This is a genomic window from Catellatospora sp. IY07-71, from assembly GCF_018326265.1.
In the GTDB taxonomy this organism is placed as follows: Bacteria; Actinomycetota; Actinomycetes; order Mycobacteriales; family Micromonosporaceae; genus Catellatospora.
The window spans coordinates 5,599,121-5,613,959 of sequence record NZ_AP023360.1; the positions used below are offsets into that span (position 1 = coordinate 5,599,121).

General features: G+C 72.7%; 14 protein-coding genes. 4 read left to right on the forward strand and 10 right to left on the reverse strand.

Features of this window, described 5'->3' with window-relative positions; genetic code table 11:
• The first annotated feature begins 45 nt into the window (after positions 1 to 45).
• Complete coding sequence (locus tag CS0771_RS24715) at positions 46 to 690, forward strand: pyridoxal 5'-phosphate synthase (RefSeq protein WP_212846019.1); 645 nt, start codon at positions 46 to 48, stop codon at positions 688 to 690.
• Between the two features lie 180 nt (positions 691 to 870).
• On the opposite strand, the gene CS0771_RS24720 is transcribed toward CS0771_RS24715, so the two are convergent.
• Entirely contained in the window at positions 871 to 1,158 is a 288-nt protein-coding gene (locus CS0771_RS24720) for a DUF4193 domain-containing protein (RefSeq protein WP_203745846.1), read from the reverse strand.
• Between the two features lie 252 nt (positions 1,159 to 1,410).
• On the opposite strand from CS0771_RS24720, the gene CS0771_RS24725 reads away from it, so the two are divergent.
• A complete protein-coding gene (locus CS0771_RS24725; protein ID WP_244871007.1) occupies positions 1,411 to 2,364 on the forward strand; it encodes a 5,10-methylenetetrahydrofolate reductase in 954 nt (317 codons plus the stop codon).
• A gap of 20 nt (positions 2,365 to 2,384) precedes the next feature.
• On the opposite strand, the gene CS0771_RS24730 is transcribed toward CS0771_RS24725, so the two are convergent.
• The 5 genes from CS0771_RS24730 to CS0771_RS24755 all read right to left on the reverse strand — a co-directional run bounded on the left by CS0771_RS24730 (position 2,385) and on the right by CS0771_RS24755 (position 8,435).
• A complete protein-coding gene (locus CS0771_RS24730) occupies positions 2,385 to 4,091 on the reverse strand; it encodes a hypothetical protein (protein ID WP_212843230.1) in 1,707 nt (568 codons plus the stop codon).
• A 61-nt stretch (positions 4,092 to 4,152) separates the two neighbouring features.
• Positions 4,153 to 5,031 carry a hypothetical protein gene (locus tag CS0771_RS24735; protein ID WP_212843231.1) on the reverse strand — a complete coding sequence of 293 codons (879 nt, stop codon included), beginning with the start codon at positions 5,029 to 5,031 and terminating at the stop codon, positions 4,153 to 4,155.
• A gap of 177 nt (positions 5,032 to 5,208) precedes the next feature.
• Positions 5,209 to 5,949 carry an SAM-dependent methyltransferase gene (locus CS0771_RS24740; protein ID WP_212843232.1) on the reverse strand — a complete coding sequence of 247 codons (741 nt, stop codon included), beginning with the start codon at positions 5,947 to 5,949 and terminating at the stop codon, positions 5,209 to 5,211.
• An 89-nt stretch (positions 5,950 to 6,038) separates the two neighbouring features.
• Positions 6,039 to 6,470, reverse strand: a complete 432-nt coding sequence (locus CS0771_RS24745; RefSeq protein WP_212843233.1) for a VOC family protein — start codon at positions 6,468 to 6,470, stop codon at positions 6,039 to 6,041.
• Between the two features lie 93 nt (positions 6,471 to 6,563).
• A complete protein-coding gene (locus CS0771_RS24755) occupies positions 6,564 to 8,435 on the reverse strand; it encodes a family 43 glycosylhydrolase (protein ID WP_244871008.1) in 1,872 nt (623 codons plus the stop codon).
• A 212-nt stretch (positions 8,436 to 8,647) separates the two neighbouring features.
• On the opposite strand from CS0771_RS24755, the gene CS0771_RS24760 reads away from it, so the two are divergent.
• A complete protein-coding gene (locus tag CS0771_RS24760) occupies positions 8,648 to 10,621 on the forward strand; it encodes a HEAT repeat domain-containing protein (protein ID WP_212843234.1) in 1,974 nt (657 codons plus the stop codon).
• A 78-nt stretch (positions 10,622 to 10,699) separates the two neighbouring features.
• Here CS0771_RS24760 and CS0771_RS24765 read toward each other — a convergent pair whose 3' ends face one another.
• From CS0771_RS24765 to CS0771_RS24775, 3 genes are read right to left on the reverse strand one after another with little or no spacing between them, the layout of a single operon-like run.
• Positions 10,700 to 11,392 carry a VCBS repeat-containing protein gene (locus CS0771_RS24765; protein ID WP_212843235.1) on the reverse strand — a complete coding sequence of 231 codons (693 nt, stop codon included), beginning with the start codon at positions 11,390 to 11,392 and terminating at the stop codon, positions 10,700 to 10,702.
• 56 nt (positions 11,393 to 11,448) lie between these two features.
• Entirely contained in the window at positions 11,449 to 12,465 is a 1,017-nt protein-coding gene (locus CS0771_RS24770) for a DUF4185 domain-containing protein (RefSeq protein ID WP_212843236.1), read from the reverse strand.
• Entirely contained in the window at positions 12,462 to 13,757 is a 1,296-nt protein-coding gene (locus CS0771_RS24775; RefSeq protein ID WP_244871009.1) for an N-acetylmuramoyl-L-alanine amidase, read from the reverse strand. The genes CS0771_RS24770 and CS0771_RS24775 overlap by 4 nt, the downstream gene beginning before the upstream one ends.
• A 30-nt stretch (positions 13,758 to 13,787) precedes the next feature.
• On the opposite strand from CS0771_RS24775, the gene CS0771_RS24780 reads away from it, so the two are divergent.
• Positions 13,788 to 13,955 carry a hypothetical protein gene (locus CS0771_RS24780; protein WP_212846310.1) on the forward strand — a complete coding sequence of 56 codons (168 nt, stop codon included), beginning with the start codon at positions 13,788 to 13,790 and terminating at the stop codon, positions 13,953 to 13,955.
• A 175-nt stretch (positions 13,956 to 14,130) separates the two neighbouring features.
• Here CS0771_RS24780 and CS0771_RS24785 read toward each other — a convergent pair whose 3' ends face one another.
• A complete protein-coding gene (locus CS0771_RS24785) occupies positions 14,131 to 14,805 on the reverse strand; it encodes a macro domain-containing protein (RefSeq protein WP_212843238.1) in 675 nt (224 codons plus the stop codon).
• Between the last annotated feature and the right edge of the window lie 34 nt (positions 14,806 to 14,839).

Here is a 14,839-nt window from a genome sequence, read left to right on the forward strand (position 1 = left end):
GGCGGCGTGTCCTGTCGCCAGAAGCGTGACAATGACGGCGTGTCCATGCGCGATCTGCTCCGGAACCTGCCCGTCTTCGACCGGCCGCTGCCCGCCTTCGACCCCGGCGACGCCCCGCCGGACCCGATGGACCTGCTGGAGGACTGGCTGCGGGAGGCGATCGCGGCCGGGGTGTCCGAGCCGCACGCGATGACGCTGGCCACGGCGGGGCCGGAGCTGCTGCCCGACCTGCGGGTGCTGATCCTCAAGGACCTCGACGCCGAAGGCCTCTACTTCGCGAGCGAGTCGATCAGCGCGAAGGCCGGCCAGCTCGGGGCGAACCCGCAGGCGGCGCTCGGCTTCTACTGGCGCGAGCAGGGTCGGCAGATCCGCGTCCGGGGCCCCGTCCAGCCCGCGGGGCCGGAGGTCAGCGCCCAGGACTTCCTGGCCCGGCCGCTGGGTTCGCGCGCCGCGAGCCTGATCGGACGGCAGAGCAGCGTGCTGCACGACCCGGCCGAGCTGACCGAGGCGCTCGCCGAGGCCCAGGCCCGGCTGGAGGCCGACCCGCAGCTGGTGGCCGAGCACCACACGGTCTATGTGCTCAAGCCGATGAGCGTGGAGTTCTGGCAGGGCGACGCGCAGCGCCAGCACATCCGGCTGCGCTACCGCCGCACCGCCGACGGCTGGCGCACCGAACGCCTCTGGCCCTGACGGCCCTCAACCAGCGCCCGCCGGCACCGACAACCTGTGCACGGCCTGGGAGACCCTCACCCACGCCGCGAACCCGAACTGAACGGCCGCCCACCCGGCGTCCGGGCGCCCGGCGGGAACACCGCCGGGCGCGCTCACCGCCCGCTCCTCACCACACCGCGGGCCCTGCTGCCGAAGCCGTCAGGCGCACTCGCGGCACACGTCGCGGTCCGGGTAGGCCCGCTGGTTGCGGTGCCGGACCAGGAAACAGCTGGTGCAGCGGAACTCGTCGGCCTGCTGGGCCACGACCGGGACGCTCAGCTCCTCGTCGAGCTGGTCGGCGCCGGGCAGGTCGTACGTCTCGGCCAGTTCGGTCTCGTCGACGTCGACCTTGGCCGAATCAGGCGTGTTGCGCCTGGCGCGCAGCTCCTCGAGGCTGTCCTCCTCGATCGCGGGCGTGCGGGGCGCGTCGTAGTCAGTGATGGCCATCTGTCATTCCCCCTTGTGATGCACGGTTCCTAACACCTGCCCGCCGATGCCTATTCCGGCCCCGGAGGACCGGCCCCGCACGGCATCCGGCGGACGTGATCGGTATTGCAGATCTAACGCCCCGGAGGGCGTTTCGGTTTGCGATTCGGCAGATTCATTCCGGCGACTTTCCGACGGAGGATCCGTCCCGCGGTCCGGGACCGGCGTGGCGACCGCGTACCCGGACCGGCCCCCTCCGCTAACCTGGGCGCCATGCCGGAACCCGTGCTGCCCCCGCCGTCCCGCCGCCCGCTGCGCGAGATGCTGGAACGCGCCGACGACGGCGTGCTCCTGGTCGGCATCACGCCGCCGCGGCGCAGCGTACCGGTCGCGCAGGCGGCCCAGATCGCCGAGGTCACCATGGCCCGGCTCGCGACCGTGGACATCGACGGGCTCATTCTCTACGACATCGACGACGAGAGCGACCGCAATCCCCAGGAGCGGCCTTTCCCCTACCTGCCGACCATGGACCCGGCCGGCTTCCACCGCGAGCACCTCGGCTCGTTCGGCAAGCCCGTCGTCATCTACCGGTGCGTCGGCAAGTACACGGAGCCCGAGCTGGCCGACTGGCTCGGCGGCGTGGACACCGATCAGGTGCTCAGCGTCTTCGTCGGCGCCTCCTCCCGGGACAAGGGCGTGCAGACCGGCCTGACGCAGGCGTACACGCTGCGCGGCCGGGTCCGCCCGGACCTGCCCCTGGGCGCGGTCGCCATCACCGAGCGCTACAGCCGCAGCGGCGACGAGCACCTGCGCATGATCACCAAGCAGGACCGGGGCGCCGCGTTCTTCGTCACACAGGTCGTGTACGACGTCGACGCCACCAAGAGCCTGCTGTCGGACTACTTCTACGCCTGCCGCCAGAAGGAGACCGCGCCCCGGCCGGTGATCTTCACGCTGTCGGTGTGCGGCTCGCTGAAGACGCTGGAGTTCCTGCACTGGCTCGGCGTGGACGTGCCCCGCTGGCTGGAGAACACGCTGCGCTGGTCCGAGGACCCGCTCGCGGAGTCGTTCGAGCAGTGCCTGAGCGCCGCCCGCGAGCTGTCCGTGTTCTGCCGCCGGCTGGGCGTGCCGTTCGGCTTCAACGTGGAGAGCGTCTCCATCCGCAAGGTCGAGATCGAGGCGTCCATCGAGCTGGCCCGCCAGGTCCGCGCCCTGCTCGACGCCTGACCTGGTCGCGCGACGCCCGGTCAGGTCGCCCGCAGGCGCATCGCCTGCCCGGTGACGGCGCAGGTGGGCAGCGGCCCGCCGGGCCGGCGCTGCTCGATCCGGCGGCACCGCTCGCCGGGGCAGGCGTACCGCTCGTGCAGCAGCGGCGCCCCGCCCGGCGCGCCGGGCAGGACGCTGCGCGCACCCGGCTCCTCGTGCAGCAGCTCCAGCATCAGCCTGTCGAGTTCCCCGCTCCAGGCGGCGTCGGCCCCGGCGTGCCCGGCCGACGCGGCCTCGGCCAAAGCGTCGATCCGGGCCGTGCTGGCCGGGTCCTGGGCCGCGGTGCGCAGCGCGGCCAGATTGCGGCACAGCCGCGACCGCCAGTCCGGGATGGACCGCCGTGGACCGGCCGCCACCGGCACGGGCGGCACCTCACCGGCGGTGGCCGCGGGTTCGGCGGCCGGGGCGCCCGCCAGGCGGTCCGGCGCGGGCGCCACCACGCTCGACGCGCGGGCGGGGACCGCCGTGACCTCGGGCGCCGGCGACACCGGCGGCGCGGGCGCGGCACGGCCGAGGTACGCGTCGGCGGCGCGGGCGGCCAGGCGCAGGAACCAGTCCCGGTCCTCGTCGCGGGTGGACGCGCGGCCCACGAAGATCAGGGCGTTGCCGAGCACGGAGAGGATCGCCTGCTCGCGCCACTCGTCGATCAGCGACCGGGCACAACCCTCCGCCGCGGCGTGCACCCCGACGACGGTGCGGTACAGCCAGCCCGGCACCGGCCCGCTCGGCGCGGTCGCGGGGTCCAGCACCACGCCGAACAGCGCCTCGCGGGCCTGCGGTGCCAGCCCCGCCAGTGACCGCGCCACGATGTAGAGCACCAGGTGCACCGGGTCGCGGGTGAGCGGAGCGGCGGAGCCGTACTTCATCAGATCGATCAGCCGGAAGCCGTCCGGCGCGACGACCGGGCGCACCGGCACCAGGACGTTCTCGGTGTGCAGGTCGCCGTGTGCCTTGCCGACGACGGCGACCACCCGGCGCCCGGCGGTCATCGTGGAGTCGGTGACCAGCCGCAGCGGATTGGCCAGCGGACCCGGCTCGTCCGGCAGGTCGAGCGCCGCGGCGGTGCGGGCGCTCGCCATCGCGTGCAGGTCGCCGCCCGGATCGAGCCGGTCGCGCACGTGTAGGCGCAGGAACGCGGGCACGTCCATGGTCCGGGTGTCGCGGTGCGCGGCCCAGTCTCCCAGCACCGACCGGACGATGTGGGCGCACGCGGTGGGCAGCGCATCCTCGTCCGACCCGGTGCGGGCGGCGTCCAGCAGCGCGGTGAGCACCTCCAGATCGGCCAGTCCCATGTCGGTCGCCTCACCGGTGGCCAGCTCCTGGAAGGTGAACCAGAGCCTGCCGTCCGCCCAGACCGGTTCGCGGGCCGGCTGCACCAGGTGGCGCCGCGCGAAGTCGCCGCCTTCGTGCACGGCACTCTGCTGCTGCACGTACTCCCCGTGGGCACGGGCCGCGTCGCGTACCGTGTCGAGCTTCAGGATGATCTTCCGGACGCCGGCGTGGCGGCGATGCTCGCGTACCGCGCAGACGACCGCGCCGGAGCGGGCGTTGGGGTAGTGGCGGGCCAGCTCGAACGCCGTCCCGCTCTGCACCGCGAACCGCCACAGGGCCTCGGCGGCCCGGGGCGGCAGCAGCGCCCGCAGCGCGGCGTCGACGGGTTCGCGTGCCGGGTGGGTCTCGCTGGCCATGCCTTCTCCCAGGTGAGCGTCGCGCGATGCCGTCGGGGTCTGACGGACAGGACCGCGGCGGCTAGGTGCCCTTGCGGGCGACGGCGGTGACGGCCCGGCCCAGACACGGCTCGAAGGTGGGCTGGTCCTGCGCGACCCCGAGCTTGCGGGCCAGGTCGAGGCCGTGGACGTCCACGGCGGCCTCGGTGAGCCGGGCCAGCTCGTCCAGCGCGGCCCCGGCCAGGTGCCGCCCCCACCAGCAGAGCAGCAGGCCCGGCAGCGCGGCGGGCCACCACACCGGGACGAGCAGCAGGAACAGGACGCCCCAGGCGGCCCACACCGTGGCGGCCTCCCACCGGGCGCGCGCGCCGCGTACGTCGTCGCGGACCGGTCCGGGCAGCAGCAGCCACAGCAGCGGCCACGCCGCGGGCAGGTCCAGGGCGTACTGCCCGTCGACCCGGCGCTCGAGGGCGGCCATCCGGTCGGCGAGCGGGCCGGGGCAGGACGGCTCGGCCATCGCGAGCCGGTTGCGGCGGGCGGCGGTGTGATGGAACGCGGCCAGGTCCGCCGCGGTCGCCCCGGGCGCGACGGCCACGGCACGGGCGGCCTCGGCCGCGGCGCACGCCGCCGACCAGCGCCGGGTGCGGCGGCGCAGCAGGGCCGCGCCGATCCGCCCCCAGTCGCGGCGCAGCCACAGCCGCTCCACCAGCCGCCCGCCCGCCAGCGCGGCCGTGCCCGCCACGGCCCAGGCCAGGAGCAGGGCGATCACCCAGGCGGCCAGCACGGGCGGGTCTGTGACGGCCCGGCGCAGCGGACCCGTCAGCGCCGCGACCCGCACCGCGCCGGCCTGCCCCAGCACGCTGCCCGCGACGGCGCAGCAGACCCACAGCGCACCCGGCACCGACAGGGCCCGGCGCCATTCGTACGGGCGCGGCGGGCCAAGCAGTTCAAGCGCGGCCACGGCGGCTCCCCTCCGGACGGTCGGACGCCGCTCGCGGCGCATGGCGGGCACCTCGGCGGCCCGTGGCCCGGCTGCGCCCGGGCGGGTGCTCGGCCGGTCCAGTCTGCCGGGTCGTCCGATCCCACCACATCGGACAGGTAGCCGCCCGATCGTGCCCGGCCGGGGCCGCCGGGCGGCTCACTTGATGGCGACGCCACCCCAGAACGCGTCGGGCACCTGCTCGATCGGCCCGTCCGGGCGCCACCGCGCCACCGGCACGATGCCGTCGTCGGTCACCCGCCAGCGGCCCAGCAGCGCGCCGAAGTCCTCGGGCTCGCGCATGTGGAAGCCCGGCCCCATCATCGCCAGCGCCTGCGGGTAGGCGGCCAGCTCCATCGCGTCGAAGTCGAACGCGAGCCGGCTGCCCGCCGGGACCAGCTCGTACATCTCGTCCAGCGCGCGGGCCAGCGCCGCGTCGTCCAGGAACGCGGCGAGTCCGAGGAAGATCAGGCCGACCGGCCGGTCGCGCCAGCCGGGCAGGGCGGCGTCCAGCGTCTCGGCGCCGATGCCGCGCGGGTCGGCCGCGTCGCCGGGCACGTACGCGACGCCGGGCGTGCCGTCGAGCAGCGCCCGCGCGGCGGCCACGATCTCGGGGTCGTGGTCGGTGTAGAGGACCTGGGCGCCGGGCACGGCCTCGTGCACGTTGCCCTGGGCGGGGATGCCCGCGCCGAACACGAGGAACCGGTCCACGCCGCAGTCCGCGAGATACCGTGCCGCCCGCCCCGAGAACGCCCGCAGCGAGCGGAAGATCTCCGCGCACGGCCCGTACGCCCCTTCGAAGGCCTGGGCGGCCGCGACGTCGACGGGGTGGTGGCTGCTCCCGCCCAGCCAATAGTCGATCATCCGGGCGGTGCTCGGTGCCTGGGGTGCCTCGGTCATGGTTCTCCTAGTCCGGGTGTCGCACGCTGTCGTGACCGGACGCGGATGCCCGGCCGGTCCAGTTCTAACACGCGGCGCGGGCGGCCTGGTCAGGCGCCGAAGTCGGGCAGCACCAGTGAGCCGTCCTCGGCCAGCTTGAAGCCCGGGTTGTGCGCGATCTCCCAGACGTGCCCGTCCGGGTCGGTGAAGTACGCGGCGTAGCCGCCGTAGAACGTCTCCGCGGCGGGCTTCGTCACCCGTGCGCCGGCCTGCTCCGCGGCGGCCATGATCTGGTCCACCTCGTCGCGGGACCGTACGTTCTGCGCCAGCGCGACGCCGCCGAAGCCGTCGGTGCCGCGATCGTCCAGCCCGCCGTCGTCTGCGAGCTTGCCGCGCCCCCACAGCACCACCGCCATGCCGCCGGCTTGGAAGAAGACGGTCTCCTCGACCTCCTGTCCCCGCCAGCCCAGCTGCTCGTAGAACCGGCGTGCCCGGCCCACGTCCGCGACGCCCAGGGTGATGAGGCTGATGCGCTGTTCCACCTGTGCACCCTAACCCCGCCAAGCGTGGATCTAGATGAGTTGCGGTTGCCGGAGCGGCCACAACTCATCTAGATCCACACGTTGGGCGGCGGGTCAGCCGAAGACGCGCAGCTCGTAGATGCGGGTGGCGATCTCGGTGGTCTGGGTGGGGGTGGTGATGTTCAGGCGGACGTACCGGCCGGAGAGGGCGACCGGGTGCAGGGTGGTCGCGGTGGTGTTGTTCGTGACGGCGACCGCCTGGGTCCAGGTGGTGCCGTCGTTGGACACCGAGATGGTGTACGCCCGCGTGTTGAACGACGCCGACTCGCCGCCCGCCTGGGCGTGCGCCACCTCGAAGCGGGTGATCGCCCTGGTGGCGCCGAGGTCGACGCGCAGCCAAGCGCCCGCCACCGCCGAGCAGAACTTGTCCGTGTTGCCGCCGTTGACGGTGCCGTTCACGGCCTTCTCCGGGCCCTCGGTCGCGACGCAGGGCGTCGTGCCGGTGGCGGGCCGGTTGAGGGCCAGGTTGGTGCCCGTCCCGACCGCCGGGCCGATCGCCATGTTGTCGAAGGCCCCGGCGGCGTTGAACACGCGCACGCCGTTGGCCCCGGAGGCGAACGTCGCGTCCGTGACGGCGATCTTCGGGGTGGCCAGGTCGCCGACGTACACCTTGATGGACGGCCCGACGGCCGTCACCCGCATGCGGTAGGTGGTCCCGACGGTGACCGTCATGGCGGTGGCCTGCAGTTGGGTCCAGTTGTTGTTGACCCGGCCGAGCACGACCCGGCCCGCCGGGCTGATCCCGGCGTAGTAGCCGGTGTAGCTGTCGGTGCCGACGGCGGGCTGCTTCACCCGGAAGATCAGGCCCGCGTCGCCGCCGCCCGAGGTCACCGTGACGTCGGCGTCGTAGCTGAAGTCGGCGAAGTTCGTGTCGAGCAGCGCCTTGCCGCCCAGCGAGCTGCCCGCCTGGTAGCGCCCGCCGCTCGCGGCGAACGACCCGCCGTAGGCATGCCAGCCGAGGGCGTTGCCGTCGTTGAAGTCGTCCTTGACCCGCATGGTGACCGGCTGGATGGTGCCGTCGGCGTTGAAGTACATCCGGTCGTACGCGAGCTGGCGGTGGTTGCCGTCGGTCTCGCTCAGCGGCCGCCGGTGGTAGACGATGTACCACACGTCGGTGCCCGGCACGTTGATCACGGAGTTGTGCCCCGAGCCGCGGGCCACCGCCGGGTCCTGCGCGAGCACCTTGGCCAGCCGGGTGAACGGGCCGGTCGGCGAGGTGGACATGGCGTACGAGACCGAGTAGTCCGGGCCGGTCCAGCCGCCCTCCGACCACATCAGGTAGTACTTCCCGTTGCGCTTGAACATCTGCGAGCCTTCGACGTAGCCCGACGGCGTGATCTCCTTGTACGTGCTGCCGTCGCTGAACGTGCCCAGGCTGATCATGTCGGCGTTGAGCTTGACCACGTTGGCGTGGCCCCAGCCGCCGTAGTACATGTACGCCTGGCCGTCGTCGTCGATGAAGACGTCCTGGTCGATGGGCTGCGCGCCGTTGTGGAACTGCCCGATCAGCGGCCGCCCGAGCGCGTCGGAGTACGGCCCCTGCGGCTGGTCGGCCACCGCGACGCCGATGCCGCCGAGCGCGGAGTTGTTCTGGATGTCGTTGGCGGCGAAGTAGAGGTAGTACCTGCCGTTGCGGTACACGGGCGCGGGCGCCCACATCGCGTACGACGCCCACGACACGCGGGCCGTGGTCAGCACGTTCGGGTGCTTCGTCCAGTTGACCAGGTCGGTGGAGGAGAACGCGTCGAGGTAGGTCTGCTCGCCGTAGGTCTTCGAGGTGGTGGGGAAGACCCAGTAGGTGCTGCCGTAGACGGCGACGTCGGGGTCGGCGTACCAGCCGTCCGTGAACGGGTTGCCCGACTCGGCGGTGGTCTGGTCGGCCGGACCGGCGAGCGCCGGGCCCGCCGGGGTCAGCAGAAGCAGCACGGCGGCGAGGATCGCGAGGGCTGGTCGCACGGCACGGCGACCGCGGATGTTCGGCATGCGGAGGGCTCCGGATCAACGGGGGATCAGTCGAGGAGCGACGCCGAACGCACCTGGCACCCAAGGATAGGTGCACGGCGATCGATGTCAAGCGAGGCGCCGAGGCGCTGGGCAAACACATTGACAGAAGATCAACCTACGGGAAGGGTGGGCCGGTGCGAGACGACGAACTCGACCGGGTCCCGTGGTGGGAGCTGCGACACAACTATGGCCGCGCCGCCGACGTGCCCGGACTGTTGCGCGCCTGCGCCGATCCGGATGCCGGGCGGGCCGGTGACGCCATCGACGAGCTCCTCAACCTGATCTATCACCAGGGCGGCTGGATCTGCCCGGCCGCCCCGGCGGCGTTGCCGTTCCTGGTGGACCTGGCCGCAGGGGAGGCGAAGCACCACCGGCCGTTCGTCGTCGAGGTCATCTGGCGGCTCGCCCGCGAGGCCACGATCATCGAGCCGCGTTTCCTGGACGGCGCCTGGCAGCCGGCGCTGGACGCGGTGCGCCCACGGCTGCTCGCGCTGCTGGAGGATCCGGATCCGGCGGTACGCCGCGAGGCGACGCTCCTGGCCGGTCAGGGCATCCCGCACCCGGATGCGGTGCTGGCGCTGCGGCGGCGCTGGCACGCCGAGACGGACCGGGTCACCCGGTGGGACCTGGCGCTGGCGTTCGGTGCGGTGTGCGCCCGGGATCCGGGCGACGCCGCGCTGCGGGCCGAGCTCGAGCAGCTGCTGGAGCACGAGGACCTGCAGCTGAGGCTCGCCGCGCTGCACGCGCTGCACGAGTCGGATCCGTCCGTCCCGGTGGCGCACGTCGAGCTGCTGGCCCGTGCGGTGCTGCATGACGACGCCGCAGGCTGGCAGGATTCGGCCTGGATCGGCGGCGGTCGCGGCACGATCGTGCGTCACACCGGCACCCTGCTCCGTGCTGATCCGGTGGCGGCCACGGCGTACACCATCGCCGTCAGCCGCGGCGACGAGACCGACGCGCGGGTCGCGACGATGGACCAGGCGGGGCGGGTGCTGACCGAATGGCGCACCGTCACCGGCGCCCTGCTGCCCTACCTCGGAGACCACCTCGGCGACGGCGAGCCGGAGCTGCGCTACCGCGCGGCGTTCCTGCTCGGCTGCCTCGGGACGGAGGCAGCCGGATACGCCGACCGCCTCGCTGTCCTCGCCGGTGACGGCACCATGCGGGACACCGCCGGGCGGATCACCGTCGGGGACGCGGCCGTGTGGGCGCTGGCGCGCCAGCATGACCCGCGCAGCCTGCCCGGTCTCGTCGACCGGCTGGCGGGCGACCGGCTCGGGTTCCCCACCGCCGCCCTGCACAGCGGTGGCGGCGGGGTCTTCCTGCCGTGGCTGCCGGCCGTGCATGAGGTGCTCGCCCCGCTGGGGGAGCACGCGGAGGCGCTGATCGACGCGCTTGCGGCCCGGCTGGCCGCGGCGCGGGCTGACCGGGTGACGGCGATGAACCTGTGTGCGGTGGTCGAGGCCTGGGGCACCGCCGCGCAGCGTGCCCTGCCCGCGGTGGCGCCGCTGCTCGCCAGCACGGACTCGTACGTGCTGGCCGCGGCTGCGCGGGCGGTCGGCGGCTGCGGTCCGGCGGCGGCGGACTTCGCCCAGCCCCTGCGGCACCGGGCCGGAGATCAGCCGGAAGCCGCCTGGGCGTTGTGGCGCACCGGCGCTGACCCCGAGCTGGGCCGGGACGCACTGATGCGGCACGTGACCGGGCAGCCGGGGCGACATCAGCCCATCGCGCTGCTCGCCGACCTCGGCTCCGCGGCCGCGCCGTGCGCTGACCATCTTCGGCGCACGGCGGGTGCGGGCGAGCAGTGGCTGCGGGCCGAGGCCGCGTACGCCCTGTGGCGGATCACCGGCGACTCCGCCCCGGCGGTCACCGTGCTGACGGAACTCGCCCGTCCGCTCGTCGAGGGTGAGTGCCTGCCCGTCCGGGTCGCGGCCATGCGGCACCTCGCGGCGATCGGCGAGCCTGCGGCAGCCGCGGCGGGGGTCATCGCGCGGTCTGTGCTCAGCAACCCGCGCCGCCTCGCGTACTTCGGCGGCTGGCGGACCTTCGCCGAGGACGAGGCGCTGCGTACGGCAGCGGCTCGACTGGCGGCGTTCGGCGACGGCTGAGGTGGGCAGGCACGGTTCTGCGTGCCTGCCGGCGGCCCGGACCGGCCGCATCGCCGGTCCGGGCACGTGTGTGGGCGGTCAGTAGGTGCGCTCGCCGGTGAGGCCGAAGAAGTCGTGCCACTTCGCGCCGCTGCGGAACCCGCTGCCGGTGGACAGCCCGACGTACACGTCGTTGCTCGGGTTCTGGGAGAACACGATGATGTCGTCCCGGTTGTCCCGGTTGACGTCGCCTAGGTACGGGAACTCCCCGGCCAGGCAGAAGAAGTCGTTCCACTTGACCGTGGTGCCGGCGAAGGCGCTGCCGGTGGACAGCGCCACGTACACGTCGTTCGTCCCGCCGAGGGTGAAGGTGATCAGGCCGTCGCGGCCGTCGCCGTTGACGTCGCCGAGCGCCGGGAACTCGCCCCACGGGGCGAAGAACTCGTGCCACTTGACCGGGTTCGCGAACGAGGAGCCGGTGGACAGAGCCACGAACACGTCGCCCTCGCCGTCGTGGGTGAAGACCACGAGGTCGTCGCGCCCGTCGCCGGTGAAGTCGCCGGTCAGCGGGGTCTCGTTGAACGGCGCGAACCAGTCGTGCCACTTCCCGCCGCCGGCGAACGCCGTCCCGGTCGACGGGGCGACGTACGCGTCCCCGTTGTGGTCCTGGGTGAACGTGACCACGTCGGCGTGCCCGTCACCGGTGAAGTCGGTCGGCGAGCCGCCGAACATGCCGCCGCCGGTGAGCTTCACCCGCATCAGCCACACGTTGTACGGATCCCACTGCGACATGGTGAAGTACAGGTACGGGCTGTTCGAGTCGGCCGACCACGGGTGCAGGAACGACCCTACAGCCCGGTGTACTGCGCCGCGGTGGCGACGACCTCCTCGGCGCCCCACGGGCCCATCGGCGTCGGCGCCGTACGCAGCACCAGTGCCGCCCGCGCCTCGTTGAGGTACGCCATCACGTACCGCCCGAGGTAGCGGCTGTACAGCACGGACACCTCGCCCACCGGCCCGGCCGCGACCACGGCCGACGCCCACTGGTCGGTGACCCAGCCGGAGCCGTTCCAGTAGCGGTAGGCCGACGGCTCCAGCAGCTGGTTCTCCGGCACCCGGGCCAGGTAGGCGTTGCCGAAGCGGCCGTTCGGGGTGCCGTAGAGGTAGACGTGGCCGCTCTGGCGCAGCATCGCCGCCATCTGGAACCGGTTGTCCGAGGCGGGGGTGTTCTGCCAGCGCGCGTCGGCGTCCTTGACCCACGTCTGGCCGTTGTCGTCGGAGTACGCGATGCCCGCGTAGTTGGTGTACCAGCGCCCGGCGTCACCCCAGTGGTTGATCGACATGTAGTGCATGTACTGCCGGTTGCCCACCGAGATCGCGGCGGTCGGGATGACCGTCATCTCGTCGAAGTCGATCTGCTTGCACGGCAGCACCGTGCCCGCGTGGCCGGGCCGGTCCAGCACCGCGTCGTCGTACGTCATGCCGTCGGCCAGGTTCCGGTCGCTGCTGCGCACCAGGGTGTTGCAGCGCCAGTCGATGGTCGCGGCGTTGCCGACACCGCCGCCCGGCCCGGTCCAGCCGTTGCCGAACGTGTCACCGAACAGGGTCAGGATCTGCCCCGACCCGTTGTCCCACATGATGCCCAGGTCGGTGGCCTTGAGCTGCCACTTGGTGTCGGTGGCGTTGATCGAGCCGGGTCCGGTGAGCTTCGCGATCCGCTCGGCGGACCCGCTGACCGCCGCGAGCGCCGCCGGGGCGGCGGCGGGGCCGGAAACCCGGGGCGGGGCGGCCGAAGCCGCCCCGCCCGGTCCGGCCAGCACGAGCGCCGCGATCGCCGCGGCGCCGGTCAGCCGGGAAGACCTCACAGCGTGATCTCCCCGTTGAGGCCGAAGAAGTCGTGCCACTTGGCGCCGCCGAGGAAGCCGGTGCCGGTGGACAGGCCGACGTAGACGTCGTTGGTGCTGCCCTTGGCGAAGACGATGATGTCGTCCTTGCCGTCGCCGTTGTAGTCGCCCAGGTAGGGGAACTCTCCGGCGAGGCAGAAGAAGTCGTTCCACTTCACCGTCGTGCCGACGAAGCTGCTGCCGTTGGAGACGGCGGCGTAGACGTCGGCGTCGGCGTTGCAGGTGAAGGTGATGATGTCGTCCCTGCCGTCGCCGTTGACGTCACCCACCGCCGGGTACTCCCCCGCGATGGAGAAGTACTCGTGCCACTTCACCCCGGCGCCGAAGGAGGTGCCCGTGGAGAGCGCGACGTAGACGTCCCCTTGCCCATCATGGGTGAAGGTGATGATGTCGTCGCGGCCGTCGCCGTTGACGTCGCCGACGGCGGGGACTTCGGCGCCGGGGGCGAACCAGTCGTGCCATTTGGTGCCGCCGAGGAAGGCGGTGCCGGTGGACAGGCCGACGTAGACGTCTCCGGCGTTGGTGCCGGTGGTGCCGCCGACGAAGGTGACGATGTCGTCTTTGCCGTCGCCGTTGAAGTCGCCGGTGAGCAGTTTCTCGCCGGACAGGCCGAAAAAGTCGTTCCACTTCACGCTGGTGCCCGCGAACGCCGACCCGGTCGACGTCGCGACGTAGGCGTCGTTGAGCGAGCCGAGGTTGAACGTGACGATGTCGTCCCTGCCGTCACCGGAGAAGTCCGTCGGCGAACCGGCCAGGTACTGCCCGCCCCCGCCGCCGGAGTTGATCAGCGACATGTAGTGGTTCCAGTTCCAGTGCGGACCCGGGTCGGTGTGGTCGTTGCCCGGCATCTCGTTGTGGCCCCTGATGTAGCTGCGGGTCTTCGGGATGCCCCACTTGTTGGCCAGGTGGCGCGACAGGTTCGCCGACGAGCGGTACATCGCGTCGGTGAACCACGCCGGGTTGTCCACGAAACCCTCGTGCTCGATGCCGAGCGAGTACGGGTTGGCCGACCGGGCGTGGTAGGCGGTGTCCTCGTCGCGCACCATCTGGGTGACCTCGCCGTTGCTGGACTTCACCACGTAGTGCGCGCTCACGCCCGCCGACGGATTCTGGAACCAGCTGATCGTGCCCGCGTACGAGCCCTGGGTCACGTGGATGACGATCGTGGTGATCGCCGCCGAGCGGCCCGCGCCGTAGTTGCCGCCCGCGGCGGCGATCCAGCGCGCGCCCGGGTACTGCGGCAACCGACACACGAGCGCTCCTGCGTCCCCCGGGAGAATGCGATGCGCTGCCTGACCCAGGAGCACCACGCGCCGTACCACGGCATCACGCTGCCGGGCGGCGACGGCGTACACAACGACATCGCCACCCGCGCGGCCCTGCGCAACTACGACCGGCCGCTGTTCAACCTGTTCGAGCGGGTCTACGGCGGCCGGTTGCTCGGCTCGTGACCGGTCAGGGCCGGACCGGCGTGCCGTACTTCGGCACCGCCTGGAACGGCAGGTCGGGCACCCGCTGCGACTCCCCGGCCGGGATGCAGGTGAATTACCGCAACCTTGTCGCGACGGCTCACAACTTCTGGGTTGTAGGTACAACCCAGAAGTTGTGAGCCCGGCTCGCAGGCTGTCAGCGACGGCGGCGCGCGGCCGGCGGGGCGATGCGGACCCGCTCGGTCTCGGGGCGGCGCTCGATGTCGTGCAGCTGCTCGGTGACCGTGGCGCGCAGCTCGTCGTAGCTGTCGAACGAGCTGTCCTGGAACAGCATGTAGCCGGCCCACATCAGGTTCGCGCACACCTGCGGCGGGACCTTGCCGGTCGCCGCGCCCATGCCGACCAGCGCGACCGAGCCGATGCTGCCGGGCTCTCGCTCGTTCTGCATGTGCACGGCCTGGAAGGCGGCGGCGCAGGCCAGGGCCGTGTTCAGGGTCTCCCGGACGTTCTGCGACTGCTGCGTCATGGTCGGCGTGGAGATGAGGAACCTCGGGTTGGCCGCCCCGGACGGCACGCACACCGCGCTGCCGATCGGCAGTGACCCGCCGAACCCGTCCCGGATGGCCCGCTGCACCCGCAGCTGGATCCCGGCGCCGAGGTGCCGCTTGACGACCGCGTCGACACCGCCGCTCATCAGGCCGTGCGAGTTGGTCGGGCTGACCCACGCGTCGACGTGCTGATCCAGGATCGAACCCTGCACGATCCGCACCTCGGGGGTGTCGGCGAACGCCGAGCGCCAGGCCTGCACCACCTTCGCGTTCACATCGGTCAGCACCACGGCGAGGGGCGAGGTCACACGGTCAGCGGTCATGGCGCACTCCGGTCGGGAGAAGGGGATGTCGTCG

Excerpts from the sequence above, each read along its gene's own strand:
- CS0771_RS24715 (WP_212846019.1), top strand. The coding sequence starts at position 46 with ATGCGCGATCTGCTCCGGAACCTGCCCGTCTTCGACCGGCCGCTGCCC.
- CS0771_RS24765 (WP_212843235.1), bottom strand. The coding sequence starts at position 11,392 with ATGTCGCAGTGGGATCCGTACAACGTGTGGCTGATGCGGGTGAAGCTC.
- CS0771_RS24730 (WP_212843230.1), bottom strand. The coding sequence starts at position 4,091 with ATGGCCAGCGAGACCCACCCGGCACGCGAACCCGTCGACGCCGCGCTG.
- CS0771_RS24785 (WP_212843238.1), bottom strand. The coding sequence starts at position 14,805 with ATGACCGCTGACCGTGTGACCTCGCCCCTCGCCGTGGTGCTGACCGAT.
- CS0771_RS24780 (WP_212846310.1), top strand. The coding sequence starts at position 13,788 with ATGCGCTGCCTGACCCAGGAGCACCACGCGCCGTACCACGGCATCACG.
- CS0771_RS24725 (WP_244871007.1), top strand. The coding sequence starts at position 1,411 with ATGCCGGAACCCGTGCTGCCCCCGCCGTCCCGCCGCCCGCTGCGCGAG.
- CS0771_RS24740 (WP_212843232.1), bottom strand. The coding sequence starts at position 5,949 with ATGACCGAGGCACCCCAGGCACCGAGCACCGCCCGGATGATCGACTAT.
- CS0771_RS24720 (WP_203745846.1), bottom strand. The coding sequence starts at position 1,158 with ATGGCCATCACTGACTACGACGCGCCCCGCACGCCCGCGATCGAGGAG.